At 60.5% G+C, this 17,194-nt stretch carries 15 protein-coding genes; 9 read left to right on the forward strand and 6 right to left on the reverse strand.

The window, feature by feature from the left end; all coding sequences use genetic code 11:
• Positions 1-114: 114 nt before the first annotated feature.
• The gene (hisD, locus tag QMK55_RS18030) at positions 115-1,452 is read left to right on the forward strand and encodes a histidinol dehydrogenase (protein WP_102356084.1); all 1,338 of its coding nucleotides are present in this window, start codon (positions 115-117) and stop codon (positions 1,450-1,452) included.
• A 2-nt stretch (positions 1,453-1,454) separates the two neighbouring features.
• Complete coding sequence (gene hisC, locus QMK55_RS18035) at positions 1,455-2,507, forward strand: histidinol-phosphate transaminase (RefSeq protein ID WP_102356085.1); 1,053 nt, start codon at positions 1,455-1,457, stop codon at positions 2,505-2,507.
• A gap of 121 nt (positions 2,508-2,628) precedes the next feature.
• Here hisC and algW read toward each other — a convergent pair whose 3' ends face one another.
• Positions 2,629-3,783, reverse strand: coding sequence for a Do family serine endopeptidase AlgW (gene algW / locus QMK55_RS18040; RefSeq protein ID WP_102356086.1), 1,155 nt, complete (start codon positions 3,781-3,783; stop codon positions 2,629-2,631).
• A gap of 103 nt (positions 3,784-3,886) precedes the next feature.
• Between algW and QMK55_RS18045 the strand changes: the two genes are divergently transcribed.
• From QMK55_RS18045 to cysN, 3 genes are all read left to right on the forward strand, one after another.
• A complete protein-coding gene (locus tag QMK55_RS18045) occupies positions 3,887-4,645 on the forward strand; it encodes a Nif3-like dinuclear metal center hexameric protein (protein ID WP_102356087.1) in 759 nt (252 codons plus the stop codon).
• A 243-nt stretch (positions 4,646-4,888) separates the two neighbouring features.
• Complete coding sequence (gene cysD, locus QMK55_RS18050) at positions 4,889-5,806, forward strand: sulfate adenylyltransferase subunit CysD (protein ID WP_008085033.1); 918 nt, start codon at positions 4,889-4,891, stop codon at positions 5,804-5,806.
• 9 nt (positions 5,807-5,815) lie between these two features.
• Complete coding sequence (gene cysN / locus QMK55_RS18055; RefSeq protein WP_320329678.1) at positions 5,816-7,714, forward strand: sulfate adenylyltransferase subunit CysN; 1,899 nt, start codon at positions 5,816-5,818, stop codon at positions 7,712-7,714.
• Between the two features lie 216 nt (positions 7,715-7,930).
• On the opposite strand, the gene QMK55_RS18060 is transcribed toward cysN, so the two are convergent.
• From QMK55_RS18060 to QMK55_RS18070, 3 genes are all read right to left on the reverse strand, one after another.
• The gene (locus QMK55_RS18060; protein WP_102356090.1) at positions 7,931-8,836 is read right to left on the reverse strand and encodes an acyltransferase; all 906 of its coding nucleotides are present in this window, start codon (positions 8,834-8,836) and stop codon (positions 7,931-7,933) included.
• On the reverse strand, positions 8,837-10,936 hold the full coding sequence (pta, locus tag QMK55_RS18065; protein WP_102356091.1) for a phosphate acetyltransferase: 2,100 nt from the start codon (positions 10,934-10,936) through the stop codon (positions 8,837-8,839). It abuts the gene before it with no gap.
• A 61-nt stretch (positions 10,937-10,997) separates the two neighbouring features.
• Positions 10,998-11,324 carry a DUF3565 domain-containing protein gene (locus QMK55_RS18070; RefSeq protein ID WP_102356130.1) on the reverse strand — a complete coding sequence of 109 codons (327 nt, stop codon included), beginning with the start codon at positions 11,322-11,324 and terminating at the stop codon, positions 10,998-11,000.
• Between QMK55_RS18070 and QMK55_RS18075 the strand changes: the two genes are divergently transcribed.
• The 3 genes from QMK55_RS18075 to QMK55_RS18085 all read left to right on the forward strand — a co-directional run bounded on the left by QMK55_RS18075 (position 11,293) and on the right by QMK55_RS18085 (position 13,645).
• A complete protein-coding gene (locus tag QMK55_RS18075) occupies positions 11,293-11,778 on the forward strand; it encodes an FKBP-type peptidyl-prolyl cis-trans isomerase (protein WP_025109439.1) in 486 nt (161 codons plus the stop codon). The genes QMK55_RS18070 and QMK55_RS18075 overlap by 32 nt on opposite strands.
• Positions 11,779-11,901: 123 nt before the next feature.
• The gene (locus QMK55_RS18080) at positions 11,902-12,384 is read left to right on the forward strand and encodes a glutathione peroxidase (protein ID WP_102356092.1); all 483 of its coding nucleotides are present in this window, start codon (positions 11,902-11,904) and stop codon (positions 12,382-12,384) included.
• A 157-nt stretch (positions 12,385-12,541) separates the two neighbouring features.
• Complete coding sequence (locus QMK55_RS18085; protein WP_102356093.1) at positions 12,542-13,645, forward strand: NADH:flavin oxidoreductase; 1,104 nt, start codon at positions 12,542-12,544, stop codon at positions 13,643-13,645.
• 108 nt (positions 13,646-13,753) lie between these two features.
• Here QMK55_RS18085 and QMK55_RS18090 read toward each other — a convergent pair whose 3' ends face one another.
• Together QMK55_RS18090 and cysZ are read right to left on the reverse strand one after the other, a co-directional pair.
• Positions 13,754-14,953: a glycosyltransferase family 4 protein gene (locus QMK55_RS18090; protein WP_102356094.1), complete on the reverse strand. Its 1,200-nt coding sequence runs from the start codon at positions 14,951-14,953 to the stop codon at positions 13,754-13,756.
• Positions 14,954-15,008: 55 nt separating this feature from the next.
• The gene (gene cysZ, locus QMK55_RS18095) at positions 15,009-15,761 is read right to left on the reverse strand and encodes a sulfate transporter CysZ (RefSeq protein WP_102356095.1); all 753 of its coding nucleotides are present in this window, start codon (positions 15,759-15,761) and stop codon (positions 15,009-15,011) included.
• A gap of 311 nt (positions 15,762-16,072) precedes the next feature.
• Between cysZ and trxB the strand changes: the two genes are divergently transcribed.
• The gene (gene trxB, locus QMK55_RS18100; protein WP_003221727.1) at positions 16,073-17,035 is read left to right on the forward strand and encodes a thioredoxin-disulfide reductase; all 963 of its coding nucleotides are present in this window, start codon (positions 16,073-16,075) and stop codon (positions 17,033-17,035) included.
• Positions 17,036-17,194: the final 159 nt, after the last annotated feature.

Genomic DNA, 17,194 nt, shown 5'->3' on the forward strand with positions numbered 1-17,194 from the left:
GACCCCAGGTCGCGCCGTCTATCCGCCTCATAGCCAGAATTCTCAGGTGCCCAAGCGGATCGAATGATAGTTTCGGGCGCCTGAGTTTTTCGCCATTCCTATGAGGCTCTCGCTATGACCGCACCGACTGCAATTCGCCGACTCAACGCTGCTGACCCGGATTTCGCGCATCATCTGGATCATCTGCTGAGCTGGGAAAGTGTGTCTGACGACTCGGTCAATCAGCGGGTGCTGGACATCATCAAGGCTGTGCGCGAGCGCGGTGACGCGGCGCTGGTCGAGTTCACCCAGAAGTTCGACGGCCTCGAAGTTGCCTCGATGGCTGACCTGATCCTGCCGCGCGAGCGCCTGGAACTGGCCCTGACTCGGATCACCGTGCCGCAGCGCGAGGCGTTGGAAAAAGCCGCCGCTCGTGTGCGCAGCTACCACGAAAAACAGAAACAGGACTCCTGGAGCTACACCGAGGCTGACGGCACGGTGCTCGGCCAGAAGGTCACGCCACTGGATCGTGCCGGTCTGTACGTGCCGGGCGGCAAAGCGTCGTACCCGTCGTCGGTGTTGATGAATGCGATTCCGGCCAAGGTCGCCGGTGTGACCGAAGTGGTCATGGTTGTGCCGACCCCGCGCGGTGAGATCAACGAACTGGTGCTGGCGGCTGCATGTATCGCCGGCGTTGACCGCGTGTTCACCATCGGTGGTGCACAAGCCGTCGCTGCGTTGGCCTACGGCACCGAAAGTGTGCCGAAAGTCGATAAGGTGGTTGGCCCGGGCAACATCTATGTCGCCACTGCCAAGCGTCACGTGTTCGGTCAGGTCGGCATCGACATGATCGCCGGCCCTTCGGAAATCCTCGTGGTGTGCGACGGCCAGACCGATCCGGACTGGATCGCCATGGACCTGTTCTCCCAGGCTGAACACGACGAAGATGCCCAGGCGATTCTGGTCAGCCCTGACGCCGAGTTTCTCGACAAGGTGGCCGCGAGCATCGACAAACTGCTGCCGACCATGGACCGCGCGACCATCATCGAAACCTCGATCAATGGCCGTGGTGCACTGATTCACGTTAAGGACATGGCGCAAGCCATCGAAGTCGCCAACCGCATCGCCCCGGAACACTTGGAGTTGTCGGTCGCTGACCCACAGGCCTGGTTGCCGCAGATCCGTCACGCCGGCGCGATCTTCATGGGCCGTCACACCTCGGAAGCGCTGGGCGATTACTGCGCGGGCCCGAACCACGTGTTGCCGACTTCCGGCACCGCGCGCTTCTCCTCGCCGTTGGGTGTGTACGACTTCCAGAAACGTTCGTCGATCATCTTCTGCTCCGAAGCCGGTGCTTCCGAGCTGGGCAAGACCGCTTCGGTGCTGGCCCGTGGCGAATCCCTGAGCGCGCACGCACGCAGCGCCGAATACCGCATCAAAGACGAAGACTTTCTTCAAGGGCAGGGGGAGTGAACATGAGTAAATTCTGGAGCCCGTTCGTCAAGGATCTGGTGCCGTACGTGCCGGGCGAACAGCCGAAACTGACCAGACTGGTCAAGCTCAACACTAACGAAAACCCATACGGCCCATCGCCAAAAGCTCTAGCGGCGATGCAGGTCGAACTGAATGACAACCTGCGCCTGTACCCGGACCCGAACAGCGATCTGCTGAAAACTGCGGTCGCCGAGTATTACGGCGTGCAGAGCAATCAGGTGTTCCTCGGTAACGGTTCGGATGAAGTGCTCGCGCACATTTTCCACGGTTTGCTGCAACACGATCAGCCGCTGCTGTTCCCGGACATCAGCTACAGCTTCTATCCGGTTTACTGCGGTCTGTACGGCATCAAGTTCGACGCGGTGCCGCTGGACGCACAGTTCCAGATCGACCCGACCGACTATGCCAAGCCGAACGGCGGGATCATTTTCCCTAACCCGAACGCCCCGACCGGTTGCCTGCTGGCGCTGGACGCGGTTGAACAAATCCTCAAGGCCAGCCCTGATTCAGTGGTTGTGGTGGATGAGGCGTACATCGACTTTGGCGGCGAAACGGCGATCAGCCTGGTGGACCGTTACCCGAACCTGCTGGTAACGCAGACCCTGTCCAAGTCGCGTTCGCTGGCTGGTTTGCGCGTTGGTCTGGCGGTAGGGCATCCGGACTTGATCGAGGCGCTGGAGCGAATCAAGAACAGCTTCAACTCTTATCCGCTGGATCGTCTGGCGATTGTCGGGGCTGCAGCGGCGTTCGAAGATCGTGAGTACTTCGACAAGACCTGCCGTCTGGTCATCGAGAGTCGTGAATGGGTGATCGCGCAGTTGCAGGCGAAAGGCTTTGAAGTGCTACCGTCGGCGGCGAACTTCATTTTCGCCCGGCATCCGCAACATGACGCAGCGGGCCTGGCGGCCAAGCTGCGCGAGCAAGGCGTGATTGTGCGGCACTTCAAGCAAGAGCGGATTGCGCAGTTCCTGCGGATTTCGATTGGTACGCCGGAGCAGAATCAGGCGCTGATCGACGGCCTCGGCGACCTCTAAGCAGCACTGAACCTGTGGGAGCGAGCCTGCTCGCGAAAGCGGTTTTTCATTCAACATCAATGCTGAATGTTTAGCCCCCTTCGCGAGCAGGCTCGCTCCCACATTGGTTTTTACTGGCGGCTTACTCTTCTTCTTTCACCGGCGCCGGAGGCGGACGCAGACCAATTTCAGCGGTCAGCTTCAGTTCTTTACCGTTGCGCATCACCTGAATGGTCACCTTGTCGGTCGGTTTGATCCGCGCCACCTGGTTCATCGAACGCCGACCATCGCCCGCCGGTTCACCGTCGATACTCAGAATCACGTCACCCAACTGCAGCCCGGCCTTCTGCGCCGGACCATCGCGGAAGATCCCCGCCACGACAATCCCCGGACGCCCGGACAAGCCAAACGATTCGGCCAGTTCCTGGGTCAGCGGTTGTACTTCAATGCCGAGCCAGCCACGAATCACCTGACCGTGCTCGATGATCGACTTCATCACTTCCATCGCCAGTTTCACCGGGATCGCGAAACCGATGCCCTGCGAGCCGCCGGACTTGGAGAAAATCGCGGTGTTGATGCCGGTGAGGTTGCCGTTGGCATCGACCAGCGCGCCGCCGGAGTTGCCCGGGTTGATCGCCGCGTCGGTCTGGATGAAATCTTCGTAGTTGTTCAGGCCTAACTGGTTACGCCCGGTGGCGCTGATGATGCCCATGGTCACGGTCTGGCCGACGCCGAACGGGTTGCCGATGGCCAGTGCGACGTCGCCGATGCGAATGTTGTCGGAGCGGCCGACGGTGATCGCAGGGAGGCTTTTGAGGTCGATCTTCAGGACCGCGAGGTCAGTTTCCGGGTCACTGCCGATCACCCGGGCGAGGGTTTCGCGACCGTCCTTGAGGGCGACAACGATCTGATCGGCGCCGGTCGTCACGTGGTTGTTGGTCAGGATGTAGCCTTCCGGGCTCATGATCACGCCGGAACCGAGGCTCGATTCCATGCGTTTCTGCTTCGGCGAGTTGTCACCGAAGAAGCGGCGGAACTGCGGGTCTTCAAACAGCGGGTGCGCCGGTTTATTGATGACCTTGGTGGTGTAGAGGTTGACCACCGATGGCGCGGCGATGGTGACCGCATCGGCATAGGACACTGGCCCCTGTTGCACGCTGGTGGTTTGCGGAGCCTGTTGCAGATTGACGTCGAGGCTTGGAAGCCCGACCCACTGCGGGTAACGCTGAATAATCAACAGAGCGATAAGCACACCGGCCAACAGCGGCCAGCCGAAAAAACGCAGCGCCTTGAGCATTAAGCACGTCCTGGAAAAGTTGCAGGCGGGGTCAGACCGCCCATAATGTCGCGCATTATACGAGGCCGCGCGCGCCTCTGAACGGGATATTTAGGAGTCTTTCATGGCCGTCGCCCTCAGCACCCTCGTCGAAGAAGCCGACCGTTACCTTGGCAGTGCCAGAATCGCCGATTACTGCCCCAATGGGCTGCAGGTCGAAGGCCGTCCGCAAGTGATGCGCATCGTCAGTGGCGTCACCGCCAGTCAGGCCTTGCTCGATGCTGCGGTGGAAGCCGAAGCCGATCTGGTGCTGGTGCATCACGGCTATTTCTGGAAGGGCGAGAACCCGTGCATCACCGGCATGAAGCAGCGCCGCTTGAAGACGTTGCTCAAGCACGACATCAGTCTGCTCGCCTATCACTTGCCGCTGGACCTGCATCCGGAGGTCGGCAACAACGTGCAGTTGGCGCGTCAGTTGGACATTACCGTCGAAGGGCCGCTGGATCCGGACAACCTCAAGATTGTCGGGCTGGTTGGTTCGTTGAGTGAGCCAATGACCGCGGGTGATTTCGCCCGCAAGGTGAAAGACGTCATGGGCCGCGAGCCGCTGCTGGTCGAAGGCAGCGCGATGATTCGTCGGGTCGGCTGGTGCACCGGTGGCGGTCAAGGTTATATCGATCAGGGTGTGGCGGCGGGTGTCGATCTGTTCCTCAGCGGTGAGGCCTCCGAGCAGACTTTCCACAGCGCCCGGGAAAACGATATCAGCTTCATCGCCGCCGGCCACCACGCCACCGAGCGCTATGGTGTGCAGGCGCTGGGCGACTATCTGGCAAAGCGTTTCGCCCTCGAACACATCTTCATCGATTGCCCGAATCCGATCTGACTAATGTGGGAGGGGGCTTGCTCCCGAAAGCGGTGTGTCATTCAACAATGATTTCGACTGATCCTGCGCTTTCGCGAGCAATCCCGCTCCCAAAGGAAAGGCGCTTCACGGCCGAACTGGTGGGCATATTCATATGCCCTTTCGTTCTAGCTGGCGCCCTGATTAGAAGCAGGGCGCTGTGCTAGGATTCCCCGCTCGAACACGGCCCGCTGGCCGTTCATAAGAAAGCTTTCGTGAGTAGCCATGGTCGACAAACTGACGCATCTGAAACAGCTGGAGGCGGAAAGCATCCACATCATCCGCGAGGTGGCCGCCGAGTTCGACAACCCGGTGATGCTGTACTCCATCGGTAAAGACTCCGCCGTGATGCTGCACCTGGCACGCAAGGCGTTCTTCCCGGGCAAACTGCCGTTTCCGGTGATGCACGTCGACACCCGCTGGAAATTCCAGGAGATGTACAAGTTCCGCGACAAGATGGTCGAGGAACTGGGCCTGGACCTGATCACCCACATCAACCCCGATGGCGTGGCACAGAACATCAACCCGTTCACCCACGGCAGCGCCAAGCACACCGACATCATGAAAACCGAAGGCCTGAAACAGGCACTCGACAAGCATGGTTTCGACGCAGCTTTCGGCGGCGCCCGTCGCGATGAAGAGAAATCCCGCGCGAAAGAACGCGTGTACTCGTTCCGCGACAGCAAGCACCGCTGGGACCCGAAGAACCAGCGTCCGGAGCTGTGGAACGTCTACAACGGCAAGGTCAACAAGGGCGAATCCATTCGTGTGTTCCCGTTGTCGAACTGGACCGAACTGGATATCTGGCAGTACATCTACCTCGAAGGCATCCCGATTGTGCCGCTGTACTTCGCCGCCGAGCGTGAAGTGATCGAGAAAAACGGCACGCTGATCATGATTGACGACGAGCGCATCCTCGAGCATCTGTCTGACGAAGACAAAGCGCGCATCGTCAAAAAGAAAGTGCGTTTCCGTACCCTTGGCTGCTACCCGTTGACGGGCGCGGTGGAGTCCGAAGCCGAGACGCTGACGGACATCATTCAGGAAATGCTCCTGACGCGAACTTCCGAGCGCCAGGGCCGGGTCATCGACCACGATGGCGCAGGCTCGATGGAAGACAAGAAACGTCAGGGTTATTTCTAAGGGGTTGTCATGTCGCACCAATCTGATTTGATCAGCGAGGACATCCTCGCCTATCTGGGCCAGCACGAACGTAAAGAGCTGCTGCGCTTTTTGACCTGCGGTAACGTCGATGACGGCAAGAGCACCCTGATCGGGCGCCTGCTGCACGACTCGAAGATGATCTACGAAGACCATCTGGAAGCCATCACCCGTGATTCGAAGAAAGTCGGCACCACCGGTGACGACATCGACCTGGCGTTGTTGGTCGACGGCCTGCAGGCCGAGCGTGAGCAGGGCATCACCATCGATGTCGCCTACCGCTATTTCTCCACCGCCAAGCGCAAATTCATCATCGCCGACACCCCGGGCCATGAGCAGTACACCCGCAACATGGCCACCGGTGCGTCCACCTGTGACCTGGCGATCATCCTGGTCGACGCCCGTTACGGCGTGCAGACCCAGACCCGCCGCCACAGCTTCATCGCGTCCTTGTTGGGGATCAAGCACATCGTCGTCGCCATCAACAAGATGGACTTGAAGGACTTCGACGAAGGCGTGTTCGAGTCGATCAAGGCCGACTACCTGAAGTTCGCCGAAGGCTTGAAGATGAAGCCGACCAGCATGCACTTCGTGCCGATGTCCGCCCTCAAGGGCGACAACGTGGTGAACAAGTCCGAGCGCTCGCCTTGGTACAAAGGCCAGTCGCTGATGGAAATCCTCGAGACCGTAGAAGTGGCGGGGGATCGCAACTTCACCGATCTGCGTTTCCCGGTGCAGTACGTCAACCGTCCGAACCTGAACTTCCGTGGTTTCGCCGGCACCCTCGCCAGCGGCATCGTCAAGAAGGGCGATGAAGTGGTCGTTCTGCCGTCGGGCAAGAGCAGCCGGGTAAAATCCATCGTCACTTTTGAAGGTGAGCTGGAGCATGCAGGTCCTGGTCAAGCGGTGACGCTGACCATGGAAGACGAAATCGACATCTCCCGTGGCGACCTGCTGGTGCATGCCGACAACGTGCCGCCGGTCACCGACAGCTTCGAAGCGATGCTGGTGTGGATGGCTGAAGAGCCGATGCTGCCGGGCAAGAAATACGACATCAAACGCGCCACCAGTTACGTGCCGGGCTCGATCGTCAGCATCGTCAACAAGGTCGACGTGAACACCCTTGAAGAAGGCCCGGCGAGCGCACTGCAGCTCAACGAAATCGGCAAGGTGAAGATCGCGCTCGACGCGCCGATTGCCCTCGACGGTTACGAGAGCAACCGCACCACTGGCGCGTTCATCATCATCGACCGTTTGACCAACGGCACTGTCGGCGCCGGCATGATCGTCGCGCAGCCAGTGACGCATGGCACCGCCACGCATCACGGCAAACTGGCGCACGTTGCCACTGAAGAACGTGCCCAGCGCTTTGGCCAGCAACCGGCGACCGTGCTGTTCAGCGGCCTGTCGGGCGCGGGCAAGAGCACGCTGGCCTACGCCGTCGAGCGCAAGCTGTTCGACATGGGCCGTGCGGTGTTCGTGCTCGATGGGCAGAACCTGCGTCACGACCTCAACAAAGGTCTGCCACAGGATCGTGCCGGTCGCACCGAGAATTGGCGTCGTGCCGCGCACGTGGCGCGTCAGTTCAACGAAGCCGGTCTGCTGACCCTGGCGGCGTTCGTCGCGCCAAGCGCTGAAGGTCGTGAACAGGCCAAGGACCTGATCGGCAAGGAGCGTCTGCTGACCGTCTATGTACAGGCCTCGCCGGCCGTGTGTGCCGAGCGTGATCCGCAAGGGCTGTATGCTGCCGGTGGCGATAACATTCCGGGCGAATCCTTCCCGTATGACGTGCCGCTGAACGCCGATCTGGTGATCGACACCCAGTCGCTGTCGCTGGAAGAAAGCGTCAAGCAAGTGCTGGATCTGCTGCGCAAGCGTGGCGCGATCTAAGCGTTAGCTGAAAACAAAAAGCCCGCCGATGAGCAATCATCGGCGGGCTTTTTGTTTCGGGCCAACTCGGTCAAAACTGTGGGAGCGGGCTTGCCCGCGAAGGCGGTGTGTCATTCAGCATCGTTGCCGGCTGATCCACCGTTTTCGCGAGCAAGCCCGCTCCCACATGGGGGCTCTATTGAATACACAATGGTGTTCAGCACAGATCATCCCGAGTCAGCGGCGCTCCGGGTATTCGCGGTGCATCTGTTCCAGGTGCGCATCCTTGTCCTGCCACAGCTGATTGATCCAGCCCTGAAACTGCAGGCGGTATTCGCCGTCCTGATCGTAGTTCTTGCCGATGAATTGCTGCGGAATGTTCAGTTCTTCAAAGTGCACCACCACGTCGCGCACATTGCCGCACAACAGGTCCCAGAAGCCCGGACGCCCGCCTGGATAGTGGATGGTCACGTTGACGATCGACTCCAGTTGTTCGCCCATCGCGTCCAGTACAAAGGCAATCCCACCGGCCTTGGGCTTGAGCAGGTATTTGAATGGCGATTGCTGCTGTGCATGCTTGCCTTCAGTAAAGCGCGTGCCCTCGACGAAGTTGAAAATCCCCACCGGGTTGTCGCGAAACTTCGCGCAGGTCTTGCGGGTGGTTTCCAGGTCTTTGCCTTTCTTCTCCGGGTGCTTTTCCAGATAGGCCTTGGAGTAGCGCTTCATGAACGGAAAACCCAGCGCCCACCATGCCAGACCGATCACCGGAACCCAGATCAGCTCCTGCTTGAGGAAGAATTTCAGCGGCTGAATCCGTCGGTTGAGCACGTATTGCAGCACCAGAATGTCGACCCAGCTCTGGTGATTGCTGGTGATCAGGTACGAGTGTTGGTAGTCCAGGCCTTGCAGGCCGCTGATGTGCCAGCGCGTGCGGCGCACCAGGTTCATCCAGCCCTTGTTGTTGCTGATCCATGCCTCGTGAGTGTGGCGCATCAGCCACAGTGAGGCGCGTCGGGCGAGGTCGAACGGCAGCACTTTGATCAGCGCCACACAGAACAGGAACGAGCACAGCAGAATCGTATTGAGCGCCAACAACAGCGAGGCGATCACGCCGCGCACGGGTGCAGGGAGAAAGTCCAGCATTTACACATCCATAGGTCGGTTGGCGGCTTGAATCGCCGTCAGGGCGATGGTGTAGACGATGTCGTCGACCTGCGCGCCGCGCGGCAAATCGTTCACCGGTTTGCGCAGGCCTTGCAGCATCGGACCGAGGCTGACGCAGTCGGCGCTGCGTTGCACGGCTTTGTGGGTGGTGTTGCCGGTGTTCAGGTCGGGGAACACGAATACCGTGGCACGACCGGCTACCTGGCTGTTCGGCGCCAGTTGCCGGGCGACTTCTGAGTTGGCAGCGGCATCGTATTGCAGCGGGCCGTCGATCAGCAGCGAATGCTGTTGCTCGTGGGCGAGCAGGGTGGCTTCGCGGACTTTCTCGACTTCTTCGCCAGTGGCGGATTCGCCACTGGAATAGCTGATCATCGCCACGCGCGGGGTGATGCCGAAGGCCGCTGCCGAGTCGGCGCTTTGCAGGGCGATCTCGGCCAGTTCCGTGGCACTTGGGTGTGGGTTCATCACGCAGTCACCGTAGACCAGCACTTCTTCGGGGAACAGCATGAAGAACACCGACGACACCAGCGTGCAGCCCGGCGCGGTCTTGATCAGTTGCAAGGCCGGGCGGATGGTGTTGGCAGTGGTGTTGATCACACCGGAGACCAGCCCGTCGACCTCGTCGAGGGCGAGCATCATGGTGCCGATCACCACGGTGTCTTCCAGTTGCTGCTCGGCCATCGGCGCGTTGAGGCTTTTGCTCTTGCGCAGGGCCACCATCGGTTCGATATAGCGTTCGCGGATCAGGTCCGGATCGAGAATCTCCAGCCCCGGCGGCAATTCGATGCCCTGAGCGCGGGCCACGGCCTCGACGTCCTCGGGTTTGGCCAGCAACACGCAACGGGCGATCCCGCGTTCCTGGCAGATCGCTGCCGCTTGTACGGTAAGCGGCTCGCTGCCTTCGGGCAGGACGATACGCTTGTTCGCCGACTGCGCGCGTTGGATCAGTTGATAGCGGAAGACGGCGGGCGACAGGCGCATTTCTCGCGGTGTGCCGCAGCGCTGGTGCAGCCACTTGGCGTCGAGATGGCTGGCGACAAAATCGGTAATGATCTCCGCGCGCTCGCGGTCATCGATGGGTATTTCCTTGTTCAGGCCGTTAAGCAGGTTGGCGGTGTCGTAGGAGCCGGTGCTCACCGACAACACTGGCAAACCGGCCTGCAACGCGCCACGGCACAAGTCCATGATGCGCGGATCGGGCAGGGTGTCGCTGGTCAGCAACAGACCGGCGAGCGGTACGCCGTTGAGCGCCGCAAGGCTGACCGCGAGGATGATGTCGTCGCGGTCGCCCGGGGTCACCACCAGCACGCCGGGCTTGAGCAGCTCCACGGTGTTGCGCATGGTCCGCGCGCAGATAATGATTTTGGTCATGCGCCGGGTTTCATAGTCACCGGCGTTGAGCACCTGCGCGCCCATCAGGTCGGCGACGTCACGGGTGCGCGGTGCGTTGAGTTCCGGCTGGAACGGAATGCAGCCGAGCAGGCGGAAATCACCGCTGCGCAACAATGGTGAATGTTCTTTCAGGCGCGCGGCGAAGGCGTCCATGCTCTCGTCGGTCTTGACCTTGTTGAGGATCACGCCGAGGACTTTCGGATCTTTCGGGCCACCGAACAATTGCGCCTGCAATTCCACGCGGCCAGAAAGCTCGGCGAGCACTTCGTTTTCCGGCGCCGAGACCAGAATCACCTCGGCATCCAGGCTCTTGGCCAAGTGCAGATTGACCCGCGCGGCATAACTGGCGCTGCGGGTCGGCACCATGCCTTCGACCACCAGCACGTCTTTGCCGATGGCGGCTTCCTGATAAAGAGCGATGATTTCTTCGAGCAATTCATCGAGCTGGCCGTCGCCGAGCATCCGCTCGACATGCGCCAGGCCCAGCGGCTGTGGCGGTTTCAGGCCGTGAGTGCGTGCCACCAGTTCGGTGGAGCGTTCAGGGCCGGTGTCGCCCGGATGTGGCTGGGCAATCGGTTTGAAGAAGCCGACTTTCAGTCCGGCTCGCTCCAGGGTACGCACCAGCCCGAGGCTGATGGAGGTCAGACCCACGCCAAAATCGGTGGGTGCGATAAAAAAAGTTTGCATGCGGATTCTCTAAGGGTGCATGGCAATGGTGAGGGCCCTATGGCTGGCCATCTACCGAAATTCAGTCGCCAAGGTTATCGCTAACCGAGCCTTGTGCGCACCAACCGCAGGCAAAGGGTTGGCCTATTTTTTCAATACGTTGCGCCGGGTCAAGGACCCAGGCGCGCGATTGCCATGGCGGCTGGTGGCGCAGGTGCTGGGTGTGGCCACAGGAAAGCTCGGCCACCCAGTGTCCGTCCTCGTCCTGATGGAAGCCTTCGATCGTCGAATCCCGTTTGTCCGGGTTGTGTTCGCTTTCGCGCGATTGCTTCGCTAAACTTGGCCTTTCTATATTCTTATGCAAAAGGTCTCGCCCCATGCTGATCGCCGCCAATAAGGCTGTCTCCATCGACTATACCCTGACCAACGACGCTGGTGAGGTCATCGACAGCTCCGCCGGCGGCGCTCCGCTGGTCTACCTGCAAGGCGCAGGCAACATCATCCCGGGCCTGGAAAAAGCCCTGGAAGGCAAAGCTGTTGGTGATGAACTGGAAGTCTCCGTTGAACCGGAAGACGCTTACGGCGAATACGCTGCCGAACTGGTCAGCACCCTGAGCCGCAGCATGTTCGAAGGCGTTGACGAGCTGGAAGTCGGCATGCAGTTCCACGCTTCGGCGCCGGACGGCCAGATGCAGATCGTGACCATTCGTGATCTGGACGGCGACGACGTTACCGTCGACGGCAACCACCCACTGGCCGGTCAGCGCCTGAACTTCAAAGTGAAGGTCGTTGATATCCGTGATGCCAGCCAGGAAGAAATCGCTCATGGTCACGTCCATGGCGAAGGTGGCCATCACCACTGATTTTCTGCGCTAAGCTTCGAGTACTGGAGAGGCGCCTGCGGGCGCCTTTTTAGTCCGCGGCTGTCCTTGGTGGTCTCGCCAAGTGGCTGTTTCGAGTAGAACACGGGAATCCTGGAGTACGTCATGAGTGCTTTTCACGACCTTAAGTTGACAGCCCTGGATGGTCAGGAGCTACCGCTGGCGCCTTTCAAGGGCCAAGTCGTGCTGGTGGTCAACGTCGCCTCCAAATGCGGCTTGACCCCACAGTACGCGGCGCTGGAAAACCTCTATCAGCAGTTCAAAGGCAAAGGTTTCAGTGTGTTGGGCCTGCCGTGCAACCAGTTTGCCGGTCAGGAACCAGGCTCCGAACAGGAAATTCAAGCGTTCTGCAGCCTCAACTACGGTGTGACATTTCCGTTGTCGAGCAAGCTCGAAGTCAACGGTCACGAGCGCCATCAGCTCTATCGTCTGCTGGCGGGCGAGGGCGCGGAGTTTCCCGGTGACATCACCTGGAATTTCGAGAAGTTCCTGCTCGGCAAGGACGGCCGGGTGTTGGCGCGGTTCTCGCCGCGCACGGCACCGGATGATCCGACCATCGTTCATGCGATTGAAAAAGCGCTGAGCTGAAACACCAGAATCGCAGCCCTCGGGCTGCGATTTTTTTCGCCTGCCTTTTGAGCCTTAATCATTCTGATCAATAGTGCTATCGCCCGGGTGCAGTCCTGCATATTATCGCCGTCATATAGGTTCATGCCTGTCGATAACGTTTTCGTGGAGCTTCCCGATGTCCGTTCAAGCCTTGTTCAAACCGTTCCATCTCGGTGCCCTCGAACTGCCGACCCGTGTGGTCATGGCGCCGATGACCCGCTCGTTTTCCCCGGGTGGCGTACCGAACTCAAAAGTCATCGAGTACTACCGTCGTCGCGCAGCCGCCGGCGTCGGCCTGATCATCACCGAAGGCACCACCGTCGGCCACGTCGCCTCCAACGGCTATCCGAACGTGCCGCAGTTCTTTGGCGAAGCGCCGTTAGCCGGCTGGAAAAAAGTCGTCGACGCGGTGCATGCCGAAGGCGGCAAGATTGTTCCACAACTGTGGCATGTCGGCAGCGTGCGCCGCATCGGCACCGAGCCGGACGCCAGCGTGCCGGGTTACGGTCCGTCGGAAAAGCTCAAGGACGGTCAGGTCGTGGTGCACGGCATGACCAGGCAGGACATCCAGGACGTCATCGCTGCATTCGCCCAGGCGGCCAAGGATGCGCAAAGCATCGGCATGGATGGCGTGGAAATCCATGGCGCCCACGGTTATCTGATCGACCAGTTCTTCTGGGAAGGCAGCAACCAGCGCACCGACGAGTACGGCGGCAGCCTGGCCAACCGTTCGCGTTTTGCCATCGAATTGATTCAAGCGGTGCGCGCGGCGGTCGGTGAAGGCTTCCCGATCATCTTCCGTTTCTCGCAGTGGAAGCAGCAGGATTACACCGCGCGTCTGGTGCAAACCCCGGAGGCGTTGGGTGAATTCCTCAAGCCACTGGCCGAGGCCGGTGTGGATATTTTCCACTGTTCGACGCGGCGCTTCTGGGAGCCTGAGTTCGACGGTTCCGAGCTGAACCTGGCCGGCTGGACGCGCAAGCTGACCGGCAAGCCGACCATCACCGTCGGCAGCGTCGGCCTGGACGGCGAGTTTCTGCAATTCATGGTCAACACCGACAAGGTCGCACAACCGGCCAGTCTGGAGAAACTGCTGGAGCGACTGAACAACGACGAGTTCGATCTGGTGGCAGTAGGCCGTGCGCTGCTGGTGGACCCGGACTGGGCGCTGAAAGTGCGTGACGGGCGTGAGCAGGACATCCTGCCGTTCAGCCGTGAGGCGTTGATGACGCTGGTTTAAGCGTTGCACTGACTGACGCTATCGCGAGCAGGTTCACTCCTGCAGGGGAATGCATTCCAGTTGTAGGAGTGAGCCTGCTCGCGATAGCTGTTTCAAAGTCAGCAAGATTCAGGGCAATGTCTGCGCATTCGGCACAACCTGCTCCCCGACACATGCCCCGCGCAAATGCTTTTCAAACTGCTCGATGATCGCCGCCCAGCCCTGGCGACTGGCATGCTGGCGCGCATTCAAGCGCACGCAACGCAACGTTTCATCCTCTTCCAGCAGCCACGCCGCCGCATCGCAGAACGCCTCTTCATCACCGGGCATCGCCAACACGCCGTTGTAGCCATGGCGAATGTGCTGCGCTGCTGCGGCCTGATCGTAAGCCACTACACCCAGACCTGAAGCCAATGCCTCAAGCACCACATTGCCGAAGGTTTCGGTCATGCTCGGAAACAGAAAAATATCCCCCGAGGCATAGTGCGCCGCCAACGCTTCGCCGCGCTGTGAACCGCAGAAAATCGCTTGCGGCAGGTCCTTTTCCAGCGCAAGCCGTTGCGGTCCGTCGCCGACCACAATCAGCTTCAGGTTGCGCTGTGGATAAGTGCTGCGGAGTTTTTCGAAGCAGCGCTTGAGCAGGCCCAGGTTCTTCTCCGGGGCCAGACGTCCTACGTGAATCACCGCAATGTCCTGCTCGCTCAGGCCCCATTGCTCACGCAATCCGTTCAGCCGCTTGGCCGGGTGAAATAACTGGCTGTCCACGCCTCGGGAGAGCAAGGCGAGGCGGTCGAAATGCCGGCGCTCCAGTTCCAGACGTTGACTGACACTCGGTACCAGGGTCATCGCCGAGCGGTTGTGGAACCAGCGCAGATAGTGCGTGAGCAAGCGCGTCAGCAGGCCCAGCCCGTACTGGTTGGTGTACTGCTGGAAGTTGGTGTGAAAGCCGCTGACCACCGAGATCCCCAGGCGCCGTGCCGCACGCAAGGCCGACAAGCCGAGTGGGCCTTCGGTGGCGATGTACAGCACGTCCGGACGATGACGCTTCCAGCGTCGCAACAGCTTGTGCATCGACGACTGGCCCCATTGCAGCCCCGGATACCCGGGGAGCGGCCAGCCCCGGCACAGCAACAGCGCATCATCCTCGGTGCGCTGCGGATCGCCGGCCTGACGCGGCCGTACCAGTTCCACCTGATGCCCGCGCGCGCGCAATCCATCGCATAAGCGGCCAAGGGTATTGGCCACCCCGTTGATTTCCGGTGGGAAGGTTTCGCTGATCAGGGTGATATGTAGAGCTGTCGTCATGACCTCAGTGTCGGCTGAGGCCATGTCGTGCCTGTGACGTTCGGATGATGGATTTGTGACCGGGCTGTCCGTGACCGGTTCAGCGCTGGGTGACAAGGTTCTCCGCACCGCGTTCACGCACCCAGAACAGCGTCGCCCCCGCTACAGCGGCTGGCATCATCAGGATGTTGACCACCGGGATCAGCAGCACCAGATAGACGATGCCGCCAAAGCTCATGCTCTGCCAGCGTTTCTGGCGCAGCCAGGCGAGCATCTCGTTCCAGCCCAGTTTGTGGTTATCCGCGGGGTAGTCGATGTACTGGATCGCCATCATCCACACGCCGAACAGCAGCCACAGCGGCGCGGCGACGATGTTCACCACCGGGATGAACGAGAGGATGAACAGGCCGGTGGCCCGGGGCAGGAAGTAGCCGAGCTTGCGCATCTCCCGGGCGAGGGTGCGCGGGATCATCGCGATCAGCTCGCCCCAGCTGAACGCCGGGAAATCGTCGGTGCCGCGCACCACCACTTCGACCTTTTCCGCGAGAAAGCCGTTGAACGGCGCGGCGATCACGTTGGCCAGCATGGTGAAGGTGAAAAACACCATCAGCGCCACCAGCACCACGAACAGGGGCCAGAGGATGTAGCTGAGGAAGCTCAGCCAGTCGGGCAGCGACGGCATCAGGCTGTCGACCCACAGGCTGAACTGATGGCCGGCCAGATAGATCAATCCGACGAACAGCACCAGGTTGATCGCCAGAGGCAGCAACACGAACAGGCGCAGGCCGGGGCTGAGGACCAGTTTGAGGCCTTCGCGCAGGTATTGCGGGCCGGACAGGACAGGGGCGGGCATAAGGTGCTCCGAGCAAGGGAAAACGCGCCGACCTTACCGACTTTGCACCACGTGCGAAAGCGCGGCAGAGCGATCGACATTCACTGTAACAAAGACGTCCATCTCGTCAGTGTCTGCGCATAGAGACCACCTATGAGCTGGATTGTTAAACCGTATTTCCTTAATCTTGCCCCCCTCGATACGCTGCACCCAACTTTTTACAGGACTGTCGAGCTCATGCCTTCCCCAAGGTTATCCACAGTCCTTTTTTATTCCCGCCGGCAGTCCGGCGTTCCGCGCCAGTCTTTCGGCCCGGTCAACAGGAGCAGGTCATGTCTGAAGTCCGTCATTCGCGAGTGATTATTCTCGGTTCCGGCCCTGCCGGTTACAGCGCTGCGGTCTACGCCGCCCGTGCCAACCTCAAGCCACTGCTGATCACCGGCATGCAGGCTGGCGGTCAACTGACCACCACCACCGAAGTCGACAACTGGCCAGGCGACGTGCACGGCCTGACCGGCCCGGCACTGATGGAGCGGATGCGCGAGCACGCCGAGCGTTTTGAAACCGAGATCGTTTTCGATCACATCAACGCTGTGGATTTCGCTGCCAAGCCATACACCCTGACCGGCGACAGCGCGACCTACACCTGCGACGCGCTGATCATCGCCACCGGTGCCAGCGCTCGCTACCTGGGGCTGCCGTCGGAAGAAGCGTTCATGGGCAAAGGCGTTTCCGCTTGCGCGACCTGCGACGGTTTCTTCTATCGCAACAAGCCAGTGGCTGTGGTGGGCGGCGGCAACACCGCTGTTGAGGAAGCGCTGTACCTGGCCAACATCGCCAGCACCGTGACCCTGATCCACCGCCGCGAAACCTTCCGCGCCGAGAAGATCCTGATCGATAAGCTCAACGCCCGTGTGGCCGAAGGCAAGATCATCCTCAAGTTGAACGCCAACCTTGACGAAGTTTTGGGCGACAACATGGGTGTGACCGGTGCACGCCTGAAGAACAACGACGGCAGCTTCGACGAAATCAAGGTCGACGGCGTGTTCATCGCCATCGGCCACACTCCGAACACCTCGCTGTTCGAAGGCCAGTTGACCCTGAAAGACGGTTACCTGGTGGTGCAGGGCGGCCGTGACGGCAACGCCACAGCCACCAGCGTCGAAGGCATCTTCGCCGCCGGTGACGTGGCTGACCACGTTTACCGCCAGGCGATCACCTCGGCCGGCGCCGGCTGCATGGCGGCACTGGACACCGAGCGTTACCTGGACGGTCTGCAGAACGCTTCGTTCTAAGATCGCAGGCATAAAAAAACCGGCCAGTGGCCGGTTTTTTTGTGCCCGTTATTCACAGCCACCACACATCCAATGTGGGAGCGAGCCTGCTCGCGAAAGCGGTGTTTCAGTCGACATCAATGTTGAATGTCAGTCCGTATTCGCGAGCAGGCTCGCTCC

It is taken from the genome of Pseudomonas sp. P8_229, assembly GCF_034008635.1.
Taxonomy (GTDB): Bacteria; Pseudomonadota; Gammaproteobacteria; order Pseudomonadales; family Pseudomonadaceae; genus Aquipseudomonas.